The organism is Galbitalea soli (genome assembly GCF_010686725.1).
In the GTDB taxonomy this organism is placed as follows: Bacteria; Actinomycetota; Actinomycetes; order Actinomycetales; family Microbacteriaceae; genus Galbitalea; species Galbitalea soli.
In genome coordinates, this window is the sequence record NZ_JAAGWZ010000004.1 from 1 (window position 1) to 17,290 (window position 17,290).

15 protein-coding genes are annotated in these 17,290 nt (G+C 72.1%); 8 read left to right on the plus strand and 7 right to left on the minus strand.

What is annotated here, in order from left to right; all coding sequences use genetic code 11:
• The first annotated feature begins 620 nt into the window (after positions 1 to 620).
• From G3T37_RS11970 to G3T37_RS11985, 4 genes are all read left to right on the plus strand, one after another.
• Positions 621 to 1,373, plus strand: coding sequence for an HAD-IIB family hydrolase (locus G3T37_RS11970; RefSeq protein ID WP_163474139.1), 753 nt, complete (start codon positions 621 to 623; stop codon positions 1,371 to 1,373).
• Between the two features lie 34 nt (positions 1,374 to 1,407).
• A complete protein-coding gene (locus G3T37_RS11975) occupies positions 1,408 to 1,746 on the plus strand; it encodes a DUF3467 domain-containing protein (protein WP_163474140.1) in 339 nt (112 codons plus the stop codon).
• Positions 1,743 to 2,105: a hypothetical protein gene (locus G3T37_RS11980; RefSeq protein ID WP_163474141.1), complete on the plus strand. Its 363-nt coding sequence runs from the start codon at positions 1,743 to 1,745 to the stop codon at positions 2,103 to 2,105. The genes G3T37_RS11975 and G3T37_RS11980 overlap by 4 nt, the downstream gene beginning before the upstream one ends.
• Positions 2,106 to 2,216: 111 nt before the next feature.
• Positions 2,217 to 3,158 (plus strand): oxygenase MpaB family protein, encoded by a 942-nt coding sequence (locus G3T37_RS11985; protein ID WP_163474142.1) that lies wholly within the window; start codon positions 2,217 to 2,219, stop codon positions 3,156 to 3,158.
• Here the strand turns inward: G3T37_RS11985 and G3T37_RS11990 are convergent.
• From G3T37_RS11990 to G3T37_RS12010, 5 genes are all read right to left on the minus strand, one after another.
• Complete coding sequence (locus G3T37_RS11990) at positions 3,142 to 4,161, minus strand: NADPH:quinone reductase (RefSeq protein ID WP_163474143.1); 1,020 nt, start codon at positions 4,159 to 4,161, stop codon at positions 3,142 to 3,144. The two genes, G3T37_RS11985 and G3T37_RS11990, sit on opposite strands and share 17 nt — an antisense overlap.
• A 415-nt stretch (positions 4,162 to 4,576) precedes the next feature.
• Positions 4,577 to 5,263: a DUF5666 domain-containing protein gene (locus tag G3T37_RS11995; protein WP_163474144.1), complete on the minus strand. Its 687-nt coding sequence runs from the start codon at positions 5,261 to 5,263 to the stop codon at positions 4,577 to 4,579.
• A gap of 137 nt (positions 5,264 to 5,400) precedes the next feature.
• Positions 5,401 to 6,765 carry an ABC transporter permease gene (locus G3T37_RS14595; RefSeq protein WP_179465149.1) on the minus strand — a complete coding sequence of 455 codons (1,365 nt, stop codon included), beginning with the start codon at positions 6,763 to 6,765 and terminating at the stop codon, positions 5,401 to 5,403.
• On the minus strand, positions 6,762 to 7,532 hold the full coding sequence (locus G3T37_RS12005; RefSeq protein ID WP_163474145.1) for an ABC transporter ATP-binding protein: 771 nt from the start codon (positions 7,530 to 7,532) through the stop codon (positions 6,762 to 6,764). Before G3T37_RS12005 ends, G3T37_RS14595 begins: the two co-directional genes overlap by 4 nt.
• The gene (locus G3T37_RS12010) at positions 7,529 to 8,830 is read right to left on the minus strand and encodes an efflux RND transporter periplasmic adaptor subunit (RefSeq protein WP_163474146.1); all 1,302 of its coding nucleotides are present in this window, start codon (positions 8,828 to 8,830) and stop codon (positions 7,529 to 7,531) included. Before G3T37_RS12010 ends, G3T37_RS12005 begins: the two co-directional genes overlap by 4 nt.
• A 104-nt stretch (positions 8,831 to 8,934) precedes the next feature.
• Between G3T37_RS12010 and G3T37_RS12015 the strand changes: the two genes are divergently transcribed.
• Positions 8,935 to 9,498 carry a hypothetical protein gene (locus G3T37_RS12015; protein WP_163474147.1) on the plus strand — a complete coding sequence of 188 codons (564 nt, stop codon included), beginning with the start codon at positions 8,935 to 8,937 and terminating at the stop codon, positions 9,496 to 9,498.
• A gap of 65 nt (positions 9,499 to 9,563) precedes the next feature.
• Here G3T37_RS12015 and G3T37_RS12020 read toward each other — a convergent pair whose 3' ends face one another.
• Together G3T37_RS12020 and G3T37_RS12025 are read right to left on the minus strand one after the other, a co-directional pair.
• Positions 9,564 to 10,343 carry a DNA-formamidopyrimidine glycosylase family protein gene (locus G3T37_RS12020; protein ID WP_163474148.1) on the minus strand — a complete coding sequence of 260 codons (780 nt, stop codon included), beginning with the start codon at positions 10,341 to 10,343 and terminating at the stop codon, positions 9,564 to 9,566.
• 77 nt (positions 10,344 to 10,420) lie between these two features.
• The gene (locus G3T37_RS12025; protein ID WP_163474149.1) at positions 10,421 to 12,199 is read right to left on the minus strand and encodes a gamma-glutamyltransferase family protein; all 1,779 of its coding nucleotides are present in this window, start codon (positions 12,197 to 12,199) and stop codon (positions 10,421 to 10,423) included.
• Between the two features lie 277 nt (positions 12,200 to 12,476).
• Between G3T37_RS12025 and G3T37_RS12030 the strand changes: the two genes are divergently transcribed.
• The 3 genes from G3T37_RS12030 to G3T37_RS15335 are packed head-to-tail and all read left to right on the plus strand — an operon-like array spanning position 12,477 to position 17,283.
• A complete protein-coding gene (locus G3T37_RS12030; protein ID WP_163474150.1) occupies positions 12,477 to 14,324 on the plus strand; it encodes a glycosyltransferase family 2 protein in 1,848 nt (615 codons plus the stop codon).
• Positions 14,321 to 15,055: an HlyD family secretion protein gene (locus G3T37_RS12035; protein WP_163474151.1), complete on the plus strand. Its 735-nt coding sequence runs from the start codon at positions 14,321 to 14,323 to the stop codon at positions 15,053 to 15,055. The genes G3T37_RS12030 and G3T37_RS12035 overlap by 4 nt, the downstream gene beginning before the upstream one ends.
• Entirely contained in the window at positions 15,052 to 17,283 is a 2,232-nt protein-coding gene (locus tag G3T37_RS15335) for a glycosyl hydrolase (RefSeq protein WP_163474152.1), read from the plus strand. Before G3T37_RS12035 ends, G3T37_RS15335 begins: the two co-directional genes overlap by 4 nt.
• The last annotated feature ends 7 nt before the right edge of the window (positions 17,284 to 17,290 follow it).

A 17,290-nucleotide genomic window follows, 5' to 3' on the forward strand; every position in this document is an offset into this window, starting at 1 on the left:
CCGCCCCTGCCCGCGCCGGCCCGCCCCCGGCGCCTCCCGCCCCTGCCCGCGCCGGCCCGCCCCAAGATTTAGGGATTGTTGTCGCGTACGCCCGCGGATTTATGCGGCATTTACGGCCCGGTTTCTACCATCGACACAACGCGCGACACCGTCACCCCTCCCAGTGTCCGGGAGGGAGCAGTGATCGCGCGGAGGTTCAGCCGCGGGATTCGGCTGGGCAGCAACAAGCGTTCGCGGTCGGCCCGACCTGGCGCCCTTGGAAGGGCCGGCCGCGATCCGCACAACGAGGCGGAGTGGGGGCGGCTCCCAGAGCTGCGCCCGGCAACCCAACGCGGGGGTTCGGGAATGTGTCCCCGCGATCACCCCGGCAGGCGAGCGTCGCGATTCGGCGTGACGAAGTCCCGGCCTGGTGAACGGATGCCCGGGCCGGCCGCCCCCCTCCGCCTTCGGCGCGCGCTCCGCAACTGCGTCCGCCCGCTCCGCCCCGCCCACCTGCTCCACCCCGAGCCCACCGCCCGGGGCCGAGCCCGCCACCCGGGGGTTCGCGCAGCCGCACCTCGGTAGGGTAGTTGCGGTCGCATCACCAGCGCCGCCCGTCACCGCTCCCTCGAAAGGTCCTGATGACAAGCCTTCCCCGCCTGCTCGCGTTCGACCTCGACGACACCCTCGCGCCCTCCAAGTCGCCGATCCCCGCGCCGATCGCCGCGCTCCTCACCCGGGCGACGAGCGTCACCGAGGTGTGCATCATCTCCGGCGGCGACATCAGCCAGTTCACCGCCCAGGTCATCAGCCGCCTCGACGCGGCGACGGATGACCAGCTCTCGCACCTCCACCTCATGCCCACCTGCGGCACCCGCTACTACCGCCACCGCGACGGCGAGTGGGCCCAGATCTACGCGCAGGACCTGACCGACGACGAGAAGTCGCGCGCGCTCGCCGCAACCGAGAACACGGCGAAGGAGCTGGGCCTCTGGGCCGAGCAGACCTGGGGACCGATCCTCGAGGACCGCGGCTCGCAGATCACCTTCTCCGCCCTGGGGCAGCAGGCGCCCGTCGACGAGAAGGTCACGTGGGATCCGACCGGCGAGAAGAAGGGCCGCTTGCGCGACGCGATCCAGGAGCTCCTCCCCGATCTGGAGGTGCGCTCCGGCGGCTCGACCTCCATCGACATCACCCGCAAGGGCGTCGACAAGGCCTACGGCATGACCCGACTGGCCGAGGTCACGGGCATCCCCTTCGCCGACATGGTGTTCGTCGGCGACCGCCTCGACGAGGGGGGCAACGACTACCCGGTGAAGGCTCTCGGCGTGCCCTGCGTGGCCGTGGACGGCTGGGAGGAGACGGTCGAGTACCTCACGGAGCTGCTGGGCTGAGCGGCGCGGCCCCGCGCTCGCGTAGTTTCGTCTCATGAGCGACAACGAGGATCCGCAGATCCAGTTCCAGGTGAACCTGCCCGACGAGCTGGAGCTCGGCGTCTTCGCCGACTTCGCGAGCGTCTGGCACACGCCCAACACCTTCGTCATCGACTTCCTCGCGGTGAAGGCCCCGCAGCATCCGGCGATCGACCCGGCGACCGGCCAGCTGCACCCCGAGCAGCCGGTGCTCGAGGCTCGCGTCGCGTCGCGGGTGCGCATCCCCTCGGAGCAGATCTTCCCGCTCATCCAGGCGCTGCAGCAGCAGGGCGAGCAGTGGCTCGTCGAGTCGGGCCGCGAGGAGCCGCCGGCCGACTGGGTGACCAACCGATGATCTCGCGCCGTGAGGCGGCGCAGCGACTCGACATCCCGCTGCAGATGGCCACCCGCCACGGCCTGCCGACCCGGATGACCGAGCAGGAGCTCGAGCGCATCGACACCGACCCGCCCCCCTGGTTGCGCCAGTCGCGCGAGAACCGCACGGGTCGCACCCCGGTCTGGGTCGAGCTGGTCTGCTCCGTGTGCGGCTACCACGAGGCGGTGCGCCCCAAGAAGTGGTGGCCCGAGTACCGCTACCTGAGCTGCGACCACCACGGCGCCGACGAGCTCCCTGCGCCCGAGCCGGGACTCGCGCGCACCGAGGTCGACGGTCTCGGCAGTCGCTTCATCGCCATCGTGGACGCGCCCGCCTGAGCGAGGGGCGTGCCGGCCATCGCGCGGCGCCGGGGTGGGGAGCGCGGCGCGCGCCGGGGGAGCGGCACAGCCCTGAGCATCCATTCAGGCTCGACGGCGCAGACTGGCGGTATGCCCGACCCTGCCGCCCCGCTCGACTCCCCGTCGGGTACGGGAGCGGCACGCGAGGCGGTGGCACCGCCCCGCCGCTCGGCCGTCGGGCGCCTGCTGTCGCGCCTGCTCGGGCCGTCGCCCGAGCCCGCCGACTGGAACAAGGCGATCGCGCACGGCGAGGGCGAGGGGCTGTTCGGCCCGGGCAGCGCCGTGTGGGCGGTCAACGGGGCGAACTCGACCATGGTGGCGGGCATCCGCGCCCTGCTCCTGCAGACGCTGCACCCCGGGGCGATGGCCGGCGTGCACGACTGGTCGCGCTACCGCGAAGACACCATGGGCCGGCTCGACAACACGGTGCGCTGGGTGCTCACGACCACCTTCGGCGACCGGGAGGCCGCCGTCAGCGTCTCGCGGTGGGTCGGCGGGATGCACCGCAAGGTCGTCGGCGAGTACGAGGATGCCCGTGGTGCCGTCCAGCCCTACGCCGCGGCCGACCCGCGCCTGCTCACCTGGGTGCACGTCGCCTTCACCGAGGCCTTCCTCGGCGCCCACCTCATCTGGGGCGGCCCCATCCCCGGCGGCCCGGACGCCTACGTGCGCGAGTGGGCCCGCTCGGGCGAGCTCCTGGGTGCGACGGACCTCCCCACGACCGTCGCCGAGCTGCGCGCCGCGATGACCGGGTTCGGCCGCGAGATGAAGTCCGACGAGCGCGTGCGCGAGGCCGTCGTGTTTCTCTCGAAGCCGCCGCTCCCCGCGAACTGGCGCTTTCCGTACCGCATCCTGTTCGCGGGGGCCGTCGCCTCACTGCCGCGCGACTACCGCCGGCTGCTCGGCCTCCGTCGCCCGGCGTGGCCCGCGATCACGGTCACGCGGGTCTTCCTGTGGCTCGTCGCCCAGCTCACCGGACCGGTCTCGCAGAGCGAGCGCTTCGCCCGGCAGCGACTCAGCCGAGCTCGATGATCACCTTCCCGACCGCGTTCTGCTCGACCGCGCGGTGGGCATCGGCGGTGTTCTCGAGGGGGTAACGGATGATCGGCAGCCCGCTCCCGTCCCCGACGCTCAGCGCGCCATCCTCGACCGCTGCGCTCACCGCCTCCACCGCGTTGTGCTTCTGCTCGGGCGTCGTCGTGTAGGTGAGCACGAACTGGATCCTCGCGTTCTTGACCATGCTGGCGCGGACGGGGACCGCCAGGTGGCTGTGCTCATCGGAGGTGTAGATGGCGATGGTGCCGCCCTGGGCGAGAGCCCGGACATCCGTGTCGATGTTCGCGGTCGCGTTGACCTCGACGACCGTGTCGATGCCCTCGGGGGCCAGCTCGGCGAGGCGGGCGTCGACATCGTCGCGGCGGTAGTCGAGCACGTGGTGCGCGCCCGCCCGCCGGGCGAGTTCTGCCTTCTCCGGGCTCGACACGGTGGTGATGACGGTGGCGCCCGCCCAGACCGCGAGCTGGATCGCGAAGTGTCCGACGGCGCCCGCGCCGCCCGTCACCAGCACGGTGTGCGAGTCGAGCGCGCCGGGGTAGAGGAGGTCTGGCCCCGACTCCGAGGCGGTGAGCGCCCGATGGGCGGTGAGGGCGGGGATGCCGAGAGAGGCGCCCAGCTCGAACGATGCCTCGTCGGGCAGCGGCACGACCTGGTGGTCGGGGATGACGACGAGCTCCTGGGCGGTGCCGTCGGTGCGCTGGTAGGCGGCGTCCCAGAGCCAGACCCGGTCGCCGGGTTCGTGGTCGGTGACGCCGGGGCCGACCGCATCGATGACGCCGGCGCCGTCCTGGTTCGGAACCTGGGGTTCGTCGAGCCGGGTTCCGGCGGTCGAGCCCTGGCGCGACTTCCAGTCGGTCGGGTTCACGGCCGAGACGTGGATGCGCACCCGCACCTCCCCGGGCCCCGGCGTGCGCGCGGGGCGGTCGACCAGCTGCAGTACCTCGGCCGGGCCGTTCTCTTCGTAGACGATCGCTCTCATGGCACTAGTCTGCTCCGCCGTCCGTCCCCTCCGCCCCCTCCGCCCCTCCGCCCCCTCCGCCGAGTTGCACAAAAAGTGCCAACTCGCGGGCGATTAGGGGTGCGCGCCGACAACGGCGCGCCGATCATCCACAAAGTTGGCACTTTTTGTCGCACCAAAGTGGCGCGCTGTCGATCTCTGCGGGCGCGCCGCGTGACTCGAACGGTTCGAGCACCCTCGTGCCCGCGTGGCCCGCCCAACCGCTGCCTGAGCGACTGCACCCTCGTTCTCTGCGACAAAAAGGTGCAACGGATCGCGCTGGGCGCGATCCGTTGTCACTTTCGGCTCTCGGGCGCCGCAAGTTGGACAAAAAGTGCCAACTCGCGGGGCGCGAGTGCCAACTCGCGCAGGGGAGAGGAGAGCGAGGGCCCGCCCCCTACCCGTTGCCGCCGGCGCGGGCGCCGCCGGGGAGCGCCGTCAGGTCGCCCTCGGTGATGGTCGTCGCGGTGACGTTGCCCGAGCTGTCGGTGGTGCCGATCACCCGGATGGTGTCGCCCGCGGCGAGGTCGGAGACGGAGGCCTTGCTCGACTTCGTGACGCTCGTCGTTCCGCTCGTGGTGACGGTCACCTGGGTGCCGTTCGCCTCCTTGAGCACCACCGTGTTGCCGCTGACCGAGACGATCGTGCCGGTGGTGAATCCGCCGAAGCCCCGCCCCGCACCGTCCTGGCCGCCGGTTCCGCCGGCCGCGCCGCCGGGGAAGCCGCCCTCGCCGAACCCTCCCGCGCCGCCGATGCCGCGCTGGAAGCCGGTCGCCTGCGTCGACGCGGTCGAGTGGCCGATGAGGATGCCCGCGAACAGTCCGATCGCGAGCGCCGCCACGAGCGCGAGAATCGGCGTGACGATCCGCGCGGCACCCCTCTTCGCGGGCGCGGGCGCGGGCGCGGGCGCGGGGGCGGTGGCGACAGCGGGGGCCGCTGTGAACGCGGCGCCGGAGGGCTCTGCGGGAGCGCCGGCCGGCGGGGGCGCCGCCCGGTACCCCTGCGGAGTGGAGGCCTGCTCGCTCGGGATGCCGCCGCGGGCGTCGCTGGACTCCGGCGTTCCGCCGGGTGCTTCGTTACTCATGGTCTTCTGCTTTCGTGTTCGGTTCGATGGATGAGAGTTGATGGATGGATGAGAGTCGGTGGATGGATGAGAGTCGGTGGAGAGGAGTGGATGGATACCCGTCGGTGGAGGAGAGTCGGTCGATGGGAGACGCCTGATCAGATCGAGCGCAGCGCCTGGATGGGACGCATCCCGGCGGCGCGCGCGGCCGGGTAGACGCCGAAGAAGACCCCGATTGCGACGGAGACCCCGAGCGCGAGCGGCACCGAGTAGCCGATGACGACCGGCTGAGTGCCGTTGATGGGGTACTGCGCGGCGAACAGCGCCACGGCGACGCCGATGATGCCGCCCAGGAGGGTGAGCGTGGCCGCCTCCGTGAGGAACTGCCCGAGGATGGCACCGCGGGTGGCGCCGAGCGCCTTCCGGATGCCGATCTCACGGGTGCGCTCCGTGACGGTCACCAGCATGACGTTCGTCACGCCGATCCCCCCGACCAGCAGGCTGATGGCGGCGACGGCCGCGAGGAGAACCGTGAAGCTGTTCGCGCTCGCCTCCTGGGTCTGCAGCAGCGAGCTCTGGTTCGTGATCGTGTAGGGCAGGCTCGAGCTGGAGCCGAACCCACCGGCACCCCCCGCACCGCCGCCGAAGCCGCCCGCGCCGCCCGCGCCGCCCGCCGAGAAACCGCCAGAGGGGAAGCCGCCCGCCGAGAAACCGCCAGCCGGGAAACCGCCCGCCGCGAATCCGCCCGAGCCCGGGGATGCCGCCGACGCCGCCGTGCTCGCGCTCACTTTGAGCAGCTGGTTGAGTTCGACCCCGACCTCGCCCTCCGCGGCCGTGACGTCGTCGGAGCTCGTGGCTTGCACGAGGAGCGAGTTCAGCCCGCCGAAGCCGGTGTACGAACGCTGCACGCGGGTGACCGGCGCGATGAGCTCGGAGTTGGGGTCGATGAACCCGACGCTGCTCTGCGTGGCGAGGATCCCCACCACGGTGAACGGCGTGCCCGCGACGGAGATCGACTGGCCGAGCGCCGAGCCGGTGGGGAACAGCTCCGTCGCCAGCGTGGAGCCGATCACCGCGACCTTCGCCGCACTCGTGACGTCGGCGGCGGTGAAGGCGCTGCCGCTCGCGACCTTCGCGGTGGACACCGTGAAGTAGTCGGCGCTCGTGCCGATGATCGAGATGCTGTCCTCCGAGGTCGTCGTCGACGACACCGTCAGCGAGGTGGTCGCCTGGGGCACGACGGCGCTCACGTGACCGAGTCCCGCCGATCCCAGCGCGTCGGAGACCGCGAGGGTGAGCGCCGAACTGCCGCCGTTCTGGCCGCCGGTGGCGCGCACGGTGATGGTGTTGGTGCCGAGCGAGGTGATCGCCGCCTTGATGGTGGCCGCCGATCCGTTGCCGACCGCCATGAGGAGGATCACCGAGGCGACCCCGATCAGCACGCCGAGCATGGTGAGGATGGAGCGCAGCTTGTTGGCCGTGACCCCGCGCAGCGCGGAGCGGATGATGTCGAAGAAGCTCATCGTGCCGACCTCCGGGCGGCGATCCCGGATGCCCGGCGCGCCGCCTCCCGCACCCCCGCGTTGATGCGGTCCGACACGATCAGCCCGTCGCTGATGGAGAGCACGCGATGCGCCCGCTCCGCCACGTTCTCCTCGTGCGTGATGATGACGATCGTGCGGCCGGAGGCGGCGAGCTGGTCGAAGATCGCGAGGATCTCGTGGGTGGATTCGGAGTCCAGGTTTCCGGTGGGCTCGTCGGCGAGCACGAGGGTGGGGTTCGTGACGAGGGCGCGCGCGATCGCGACGCGCTGCTGCTGCCCGCCCGAGAGCTCCTGCGGGTGGTGGTCGGCCCGGTGGCTGAGCCCCACCATGTCGAGGGCGGCCAGCGCGCGGGCGCGGCGCTCGCGGCGGCCCACCCCGCCGTAGGCGAGGGGCAGCTCCGTGTTGCCGAGCGCCGTCATGGTGTTGACGAGGTTGAACGACTGGAAGATGAAGCCGATCTCGCGGTTGCGCACGCGGGCGAGCTGCTTCTCGTCGAGGTCGCCCACGTCGGTTCCGGCGAGCGTGTAGGTGCCGCTGGAGGCCACATCGAGGCAGCCGAGCAGGTTCATGAGGGTCGACTTGCCCGACCCGGAGGGGCCCATGATGGCGACGTAGTCGCCCGCCGAGACGGCGAGGTCGATGCCGCGGAGGGCGTGCACGGCGGCGTCTCCCGCGCCGTACACCTGGTGGATGCGGTCGAGGGCGAGCACCGGGGGCGCGCTCGCGAGGGTGGCGGGCATGGTCATCCGTTGCCCCCTCGCGTGCCGCCGAACCCGCCGGTGCCGGTGCCCGGGAACCCGCCGGTGCCCGTGCCGAATCCGGTGCGGCCCGTAGTGCCGGTGGTGCCGCTCGTGCCGGTGGTGGCGGAGACCGATCCGATCACGATGGTCTCGCCGGCGGTCAGGCCGGAGGTGATCTCGGTGCCGGCATCGCCGACGATGCCGAGCGTGACGGTGGTCGCCGTCGTCACGCCGTTCTTCACGACCTTGACCGTGGAGACCCCGCCCGAGGTGGTGATCGCCGCCGCGGGCACGTAGAGGGCGTCGGCCGCCGAGCTCTGCGTGGTGATCGTGACGTCGGCGGTCTGGCCGAGTCGCAGTCCGGAGGGCGGATCGACGAGGGTGATGGTCGTCGCGTAGGTGACGACCGAGTTGCTCGCGGTCGCGGTGGGGGCGATCGCCGTCACCGTCGCCTTCGCGCTCGCTCCGGTGATCGCCGGGAAGCTCACCGTGGCCGCCTGGCCCACCTTGACCTGCGCGATGTCGGCCTCGGCGATGGCCGCGGTCACCGTGTACTTCGAGGTGTCGGCGATCGTGACGAACGACGAGGAGGAGCCCGAGGAGGAACTGCTCGACGACGCGCCCGACGCGCTTCCCGACCCGCTCGACGAGCCGGATGCCGAGCTCGCCCCGCTCGCCGAGGAGGTGGTGCCGGCCGAGACGCTGCCGCCGACCGCGCCGTTGACCGCGACCACGAGCCCCGAGATCGGTGCCCGGAGCGTCGCGTCGGCGAGGTTCTCCTCCGCCGTCTTCACGCTCGCGGCCGCGTTCGCGACGTTGTCCTGTGCGGAGTAGAGCTGAGAGAGGGCGGAGCTGACCGAGCTCGTTCCGCCGCTGCCCCCGCCGGAGCTGGACGAGGAGGAGGCCGCGGTCTTGGCCGCCGTGTACGCGGTCTCGGCGGCGGCGAGCAGGGTGTAGTCGTGGCTGAGGGTCGTCTCGGCGTTGCTCAGCGCCGTCTTCAGATCCGTCGTGTGCAGCGTGCCGAGCACCGCCCCCTTTTTGACCGTCTGCCCGAGGGCGACCCGCACGCTCGCGATCGTTCCCGAGGCGGCGAACGCGACGGAGACCTCGCTTTTCGGATCGATCGATCCGCTCGCCGTGATCGTGGTGCTCACGGCTCCCTGCTGCACCGTGCCCGTCAGCTGTGTCGTCGCCGCCGTCGAGGAGGAGGCGAAGGGGTTGAAGACGAGCAGCGCGGCGACGGCGGCGGCGACGATCACCACGGCCAGCGTGACGTTGACGATCACGGGTCGGGAAAGTTTCATGGCGGCATGCTGGCCGGTGTTCCTATCAAGTTCGTAAGGACAGCCTTGGGGGGTGCTGCATTTCGGGCACCGGGTTAGGCTCGACAGCACAGAGCGAGGATGCGATGAGCGACAACCAGACCCCCCGGTTCGACCCGAGGTTCAACCCGGCCTTCCAGCGGGGATTCGACGGCGACGGCGAATTCGAGCCGGAGGCCGACGCGGGCGGCGCGGATGCCCGGCGCGAGCCCGAGCGGCGGTTGGCCGAGCCCACCGCCCCCGCGCAGTCGTCGCGGATCGTGCATCCTCGGGCCCCGGCGACCGCGTACGGGCGTGCCGATGTGGACCCCTTCGCCGCCACCCCCGATCCCTGGGGCGCCGTCGTCGAGGTGGAGGAGCAGGGACCCGAGCCGCAGTCGTCCCGGGTGGGGGCGGGTCCGCAGCCCTGGACGCGAAATCCCTTTCTTCTGGCACTCGCGGTGATCGCGGTGGTGCTGGTCGTGGCCGGGATCGGACTCTTCGTGCGCTCCGGTGCCGCCTTCAACAGCGCCGACATCACCTCGCAGGGCGACTACGTCACGATGACGTCGCTGCTGCAGGCCGCGCCGATCGTGGTGCTACTGGGGGTCGCGACCGCGATCGGACTGCTGTTCGTGCTCGCGATGCGGTGGGGGCAGCGCTCGCGCTAGGGTGGCTCGGCGCTGTCACCGCGCCCGCCTGGCCCGCACGCTGAGCGCCCGAACCGGCCGCACGCTCAGCGCTGGCACACCGGGCAGTAGTACACCTGTCGCTCGGTGAGCTCTGAGTCGCCGAGCGCGCCCAGCGTGATCGGCGTGCCGCAGCGCAGGCACGGTTTGCCCTCGCGCCGCTGCACGTAGCTCTGGCGACCGCGGCGCAGGTCGCCCGTCGTGGTGCGCTCGGTGCGGTCGCGGTTCGCGAGGACGAGCCGGTGGGCGAGCTCGATCATCCCCGCCGGGTCGGCCACCTCGCCGACCGGGCGCGTGGGGAGCACCCCGCGCAGGAAGCACAGCTCGTTGCGATAGACGTTGCCGAGGCCGGCGATGACGCGCTGGTCGAGCAGTGCGAGACCGATCGGGCGGGCGGGGTCCGCGGTGAGCCGGCGCAGCGCCTCGGCCGGGTCCCAGGCGGGGGAGAGGATGTCCGGGCCGAGGTGCCCGATCACCTCGTCTTCGCGCTCCCGCGGCACCACCTCGAGCACGCCGAGCGAGAACCCGACCGTCACGCGCTCGCTCGTCGCGAGCACCGCGCGGGCCTGCCAGGCGGGGCGGCGCCAGGGCGAGCCGGGCAGGTAGAGGTGCCAGGAGCCCTCCATCTTGAGGTGGCTGTGGATGGTCATCCCGCCGATGCGGTGCAGGATGTGCTTGCCCACCGACACCACCTCGTCGACCGTCTGGCCGCTCAGGTCGACGGTCGCGAAGGCCGGCACCCGCAGATCGCACACCTCGAGCACGTGCCCCGCGAGCGCCTCGTTCAGCGCCCGCGCGGAGCGGTAGACGGTGTCGCCCTCAGGCACGCGCGCCCTCCCCGCTCACGCGCCCGGTGCTCGCGCGGCTGCCGCTCACGCCGCCGGCACGCTCCCCGCTCACGCGCTCAGCGCCCGACCGCGTAGCCCTGCATGCCGCGCGGGTTGGCGGCCGCCCAGAGGGTGCCGTCGGCGCCGCGGCCGACCGCGGAGAGGCGGCCGAGCGACCACGGCCCCGCGACGGTGACGTCGTGACCGCGCAGGATCAGCTCCGCGATCACCTCCTCGCCGAGCCGGGACTCGACGGTCGCCCCCGCCGGCACGCGCCCGCGCGGCCAGAAGGACTCGTTCGCGGAGGTGCTGTGGAAGCTGGGGGCGTCGATCGCCTGCTGCGGCTCGTAGCCGCCGACGAGGAGGCGCAGCAGGAACGGCAGCTGCCACTGGTCCTGCTGGTCGCCGCCGGGGGTGCCGAGCGCGACCCGGCCGCCGTCCGCGCCCAGCACGAGGGTCGGGCTCAGGGTCGTGCGGGGGCGCTGCCCGGGGCGGAGGGTGGAGGCGTGCCCCTCCTCGAGCCAGGTCATCTGCAGGCGCGACCCCAGGCAGAAGCCGAGCTCGGGGATATGCGGGGAGGACTGCAGCCAGCCGCCCGAGGGGGTCACCGAGACGAGGTTGCCCGCCGCGTCCACGACATCCATGTGGCAGGTGTCGCCGCGCGTGACGCCGTCGCGACCCACGGTCGGTTCGCCGGAGCCCGCGGTGGCCTGAGCGGGGGGCGCCGGGGGCACGGGGATTACCGGCGCGCGGTCATCCGGAGCCCCCGGGCGGAGCCCGCTCTCGGCGAGCACGCCGATCAGGGTCCGCCGTGCCGCCGCGTAGTCCGGCGAGAGGAGGGTGTCGAGCGGGGTGCTGCCGTCATCGCCGTACCAGGCGTCCCGGTCGGCGAGCACGAGCGCGAGGGTCTCGAGCTGGGTGTGCGCGCCGAGCGCGGTCGAGGGGTCGAGCGCCTCCTCGGCGACGCCGTCGAGGATCGCCAGCGCCTGCAGCAGCGCGGGCCCCTGCGTCCACGCACCGGCCTTCAGCACCGTGTGCCCGCGGAAGTCGAGCCGCACGGGCTCCTCCCAGGTGGCCTCGTAGTCGGCGACGTCCTCCGCGGTCAGCACGCCCGCGTGCCGCTCTCCCGACGAGTCGCGCCACTCCCCGGTGGCGAAGCGGCCGATGGCGTCGGCGACGAATCCGTGTCGCCACTCCGCGCGCATCGCGTCGATCCGCGCCTCGCGGCTGTCGCCCTGCGCCGCCTCCAGCAGACGCCGCAGCGTCGCCGCCCACTCGGGCCGGGTGTGGAGGCTGCCCGCCGCCAGCGGCGCGCCGCCCGGCAGCCACTGCTCGGCCGAGGTCGACCAGTCGTCCGCGAAGAGCCCGGCGACGGTCTCGATGGTGCGCGTCACGGCGGGGAGCACCGGGTACCCGTTCTCGGCGTAGTGCAGCGCGAACTCGAGCGCGCCCTCCGGGTGCCAGGTGCCGCGGTCGCGCAGCAGCAGCAGCCAGGCGTCGACGGCTCCGGGGGCGGTCGCCGCGAGCAGTCCCGCCCCGGGCACCAGGTCGAGCCCGAGCTCGCGATAGTGCTCCGCGGATGCCCGGCGCGGGGCCGCCCCGAGCCCGGCGAGCACGCGCGGCTCCCCGTCCGCCGGCGCGATGAGGCCGACGAGGTCGCCGCCCGGCCCGTTGAGGTGCGGTTCGACGATCTGCAGCACGAAGCCCGCGGCGACGGCGGCGTCGAAGGCGTTGCCGCCCCGCTCCAGAACCGCCATCGCGCTCTGCGAGGCGAGCCAGTGCGTGGTGGCCGCCATTCCGAACGTCCCCCGGAGGGTGGGGCGGGTGGTGAACTCTGGTGCGGGGTGGAACGACATGTATTCAAGCATCTCAGGCCCCGGCCGATCGGGCTGCACCGGGCCCCGCCGGCCCACATGGCCCGGCGATGAGGAAGCTCTCATTATCGGCCAGGGGGGTTGAGGCTGTCCCCCGTTCGGGGTTAGGTCGAAGTACGCAGTTCGCTGCCGTCAGTCGCATCGTCGCTGTTGACGCGGGTGTTCTCCACCCGCAGTCCCCGACGCCAATGATGCCGTTTCCCGTCGCCCCGAGCCCGAACCCGATCGTGCTGGGCACGACCAGAAAGGTCCATTACGCATGTCCACCATCGGAAAAGAACGGCCGTACTCCGGTCCGCGTCGCGGCGAGGTCAACCCTCTCGCCCGCCGCGTCGAGAACTCCGCGGTGCACTCGCCGACCCTGTTCCTGTTCGTCATCATCGCCACGATCGGCGTGCTCGCCTACACCGCGTTCCTGTTCAACCCCAGCAACCGCGGGGACTGGCTGCCGTACGCCCTCGTGATCACTGCGGAGGTCATCCTCGTCGCCCAGGCGCTCGTCTCGATGTGGACGATCCTCTCCGGCGGCCACGACCCCCGCACCTTCACCTTCCACCACGCGCAGGAGCGGCTGTTCGATGCCGAGCAGGTCGAGTCGAACCGCCTCGAGTCCTCCCCGCGCGACTGGGGCATGTACCTGAACGACCGGATAGTGGGCGTCGACGTCTTCATCACGGTCTATGGCGAGAGCCTCGAGACCATCGCGAAGACCGCCTCGGCTGCGCTCGCCATGCGGGGCGCCCACACCACCTGGGTTCTCGATGACGGCGGCTCGGATGCGGTGCGCGACCTGTGCGCGGATCTGGGCGTGCGCTACGTGCGCCGACTCACCAGCAACGGCGCGAAGGCCGGAAACGTGAATCACGGGCTCACCGTGTCGAGCGGCGAGTTCTTCGCGATCTTCGACGCGGACTTCGTGCCGCACGAGGATTTCCTCTACGAGACGGTGCCGTTCTTCATCGACGACAACGTGGCCTTCGTGCAGACCCCGCAGACCTACGGCAATATGCACAACCTCGTCTCGCGCGGGGCCGGCTTCATGCAGTCCGTGTTCTATCGCTTCATCCAGCCGGGACGCAATCGCTTCAACGCCGCGTTCTGCGTGGGCACCAACGTGATCTTCCGTCGCACCGCGATCGAGGAGGTCGGCGGCATGTGCACCGACTCCAAGTCGGAGGACGTGTGGACCTCGCTGCGCCTGCACGAGAAGGGCTGGCGCAGCGTGTACATCCCGGTGACGCTCGCCGTGGGCGACGCACCCGAGACGATCGAGGCGTACACGAAGCAGCAGATGCGCTGGGCATCCGGCGGCTTCGAGATCCTCATGCAGCGCAACCCACTGAGCCCGCGCACGAAGCTCACGATGGACCAGCGCCTTCAGTACTTCGTGACCGCGACGCACTACCTCGTGGGCATCACACCGCTCCTGCTGCTGCTCGTGCCGCCGCTGGAGATCTACTTCGACCTGCGACCGGTCAACCTCACGGTGACCTGGACCACCTGGCTGCTGTTCTACCTGGGCTTCTACGGCCTGCAGGTGCTGCTCGCGTTCCACACGATGGGCTCGTTCCGCCCGGAGACCTTCATCATGGCCGCCGTGTCGTTCCCGATCTACATCGCCGCCTTCGTGAACGTCTTCGCGGGCAAGGAGCAGAAGTGGCACGTGACGGGGGCGAAGGGCAAGCACTCCTCGCCGTTCAACTTCATCATCCCGCAGGTGCTCACCTTCGCCTTCCTGTTCCTCACCTCGCTCGTCGCCGTCGTGAAGGACTACGGCCACCAGACCGTGACGCTCGCGACGGCGTGGAACGTCACCAACACAGTCATCCTCGGAGTCTTCGTGGTGACCGCCTTCCACGAGTCGCACCTCGCGCGCATCGCCGAGAAGCCGCGACCGACCGTCTACCCGACGTTCGGGCGCAACGCGACCCTGCACACCCGGCGCACGGCGGGAACCGCCGCCCCCGCGCCCGCCTATCGCACCCCCGTCGCGGCGACACCCGCCCGCGCCGCCGCACCGACCGCGTCGGCCCTGCTGCAGGCGATGCCCGCCCCGAGCGGCCCGCCCGTGCGCCGCCCCGCTCCCGCCGAAAGGATCGCCTCATGACCTGGGCCAACCGCCTCCGACTCCTCGTGGGTCTCATCGTCGTCGCCGCCGTCGCCCTCGGGGCGACCCTCGTGCTGAGCCAGCGCGAGACGCAGGTGGCCAGCCGCACCGCCTCGATCAAGGCGCTCACCTACACGGTCGGCTCCGACTACGCGGGCACCGTCATCAGCGCGAAGGTCGCCGAGGGCGACACCGTGACGAAGGGCGAGCCGCTGCTCACCATCCAGAGCGCGACGGCGCTCGCCGACCTGAAGTCGAAGCAGGGCGTCTCCAAGAGCCTCGGCTACCGCGTCTCCAGCACGGGCGTCGTCACCCTGCTCGCCACGCAGCCCGGGGTCGTCTCCCGACTGAGCACCGACGTCGGAAGCTTCGTCGGCGCCGGGGTCCCCGTCGCGACCATCGACCGGGCGAACTCGCTGTACGTGCTCGCCGACTTCAAGCTCGACCCCTACGACTTCTCCCGCATCGCCAAGGGTGCCACCGTCGACCTCGTGCTCCCCAACCAGCAGCTGCTCGAGGGAACCGTCACCGACATCAGCAGCGTGACCACGACGGCGGGGCGAGCCGACGCGACCATCAAGGTGAAGAGCAGCGCGCTCGTGCGCGGCCGCGACAACGGTCTGGTCGTGCCGGGAACGCCGATCAATGCCACGCTGCACCTGCGCGACGACGGCCCGCTCGCGGGGATCAAGCTCTCGATGGTGACGCTGCTGCGTCAGATCGGCCTGTGATCGCTATCACGCGCTCGCGCACGCTCCGGGCGATGCTCGCCTCGGCCACCGCCATCCTGCTGCTCGCGGGGTGCGCGGCGGCGGGGCCGGCGCGCCCGGCCCCGTCCGGGGGCGCGCCGTCGGCGGGGTCCGCCGGCACCTTCGATGACCCGGCGCTCGTGGACGGCTCGGGAGCGCCGGCGTCGACGGGGCTTGCGGCGGGCATCCGTGGGCTGGCACAACGCTCGCCCGGGGCGATGCCCGCACGCCGCCTTGCCCCCGGCCTCGTGCCACCCACCAACAAGTGGTTCTCGGGGCTCGTCTTCGGCACGCAGCCGCAGCCGGTGTTCCCCCTGCCGCTCTCGTTCGCGCTCACCGCGGACGGCTTCGCCTTCGGCAAGCCCGCCGTCACCACCTCCGCCGACACCATCACGGGAGCCTTCCTGCCGGCCGTGACCGTGGGCGTCGGCGCTCGCCGTCAGCTCGTCACCGGCTACGACGACGCCTCGGTGACCATCGCCCAGCAGGATCCGTCCGGCCGGATGATCGGCTCCACCACGATCGCGGAGGGCTCACCGGTCGTCGGCTTCACCGCCGCGCGCGCCACCACCCTCACCCTCGCCCAGCCGTTCGCGGCCGACGGCACCGGCCTCTACACGGCGCGGATCGCGGGGGCGGACTACGGGCTCGTCACGAAGGGGCACGTGGCAGGGTCATCCCTTCGCCTCGCCGCCGGACAGACCGCGAGCTGGTTCGTCGCGCCCGCCGGCGTCGCCCCGCGCACCCTGGCCTCGAAGGTGTCGCCGGTGCGCTCGGTAGCGCTCGCCTACCGCGTGGGTTCCCGCACGGCGAGCACCAGCCTGCGCTACCGCTCGGCCGGGCCGACCACGCTCATCGCGGCGATGCCGCACCAGCGCGCCGGGCTCACCTCCCCCGCCTCCTGCGCGCTCGGCCACTACGCGACCGTCTACGGCACCATGTCGCTCTGCGCGGGAGGGACGCTCTCGTGGACCGTTCCGCGCACCGCACCCGACGACGCCCTCCAGCTGGGCGGGCTCGCAGCGGCGCAGAAGGCGCAGCTGCGCACACAACTCGGGCGCGACATCGCCGCAACGAAGCCGGTGCCCGCCGACAGCTACTACGGCGGCAAGGCGCTCTACCGCATGGCCAACCTCCTTCAGCTCGCCCGCGGGCTGGATGACCGCGCGGCGGCCGCACGAGTCTCCACGATGCTCGACCGCGCCCTCCTCCGCTGGACCGCGCCCGGCGGCTGCACGAGCGGGCGCACCCAGTGCTTCGTGTACGACCCGCACGCCCGCGGCGTCGTGGGGCTCACGCCGTCCTTCGGCTCGGAACTCTTCAACGACCACTACTTCCACTACGGGTACTTCCTCTACGCGGCCGCGGTCGCGGTCGGGGGGTCTGGCTCCGGGAGCGGCGCGGGTTCCGGGGCCTCGGGTTCCGGCGCCTCGGGTTCCGGCGCGGATGTGGGTTCCGCTGGCGCCACTGCGCTGCGGGCGCGCCTCGCGCCCGTCGTGAACCTCCTCGCCGCCGACATCGCCTCGCCCACCCCCTCCACCGTGCTACCGGTGCGCCGCGTGTTCGACGCCTACGCCGGCCATGCCTGGGCTTCCGGGTATGCCCCCTTCGCCGACGGCAACAACCAGGAGTCCACCTCCGAGGCGGTCGGCGCCTGGAACGGGCTCGCCCTGTGGGCCGCCGCAACCGGCAACGGCACGCTGCGCGATGAGGCCGAGTGGATGCTCTCCGCAGAGTCCCAGAACGCCCGGCTGTACGGCCTCGGCTTCGACACCGCGCAGCCCGTCTACCGCGGCTTCGCCCACAGCATCGTCTCCCTCAGCTGGGGCGGCAAGCGGGACTACGGCACGTGGTTCAGCGCCGACCCGAGCGCGAAGCTGGGCATCCAGCTGATCCCGATGAGCCCGGTGTCGCGGTATCTCGTGGCGGGCGCGGGCGCGGGCGCGGGCGCGGGTGCGGCGTCGCCGTCGGGCGCCGGCGACGCGTCGGTCTCGGCCGCGGCCCGGGCCCGCGTGGTGCGCAACATTGCGGGGGTTCCCTCCCGGTTCCGCGGACCACTGGGTGACTACATCCTGATGTACTCGGCGCTCGGGCGCGCGGCCTCCGCCTCCTCGCTCGCGGAGGCGGCCCGCGCCCTCCCGGGCGCGACCATCGATGACGCCGACTCGCGCAGCTACCTCCTCGCCTACGTGCTCACCGCGGGCCGCTGACCCCCGC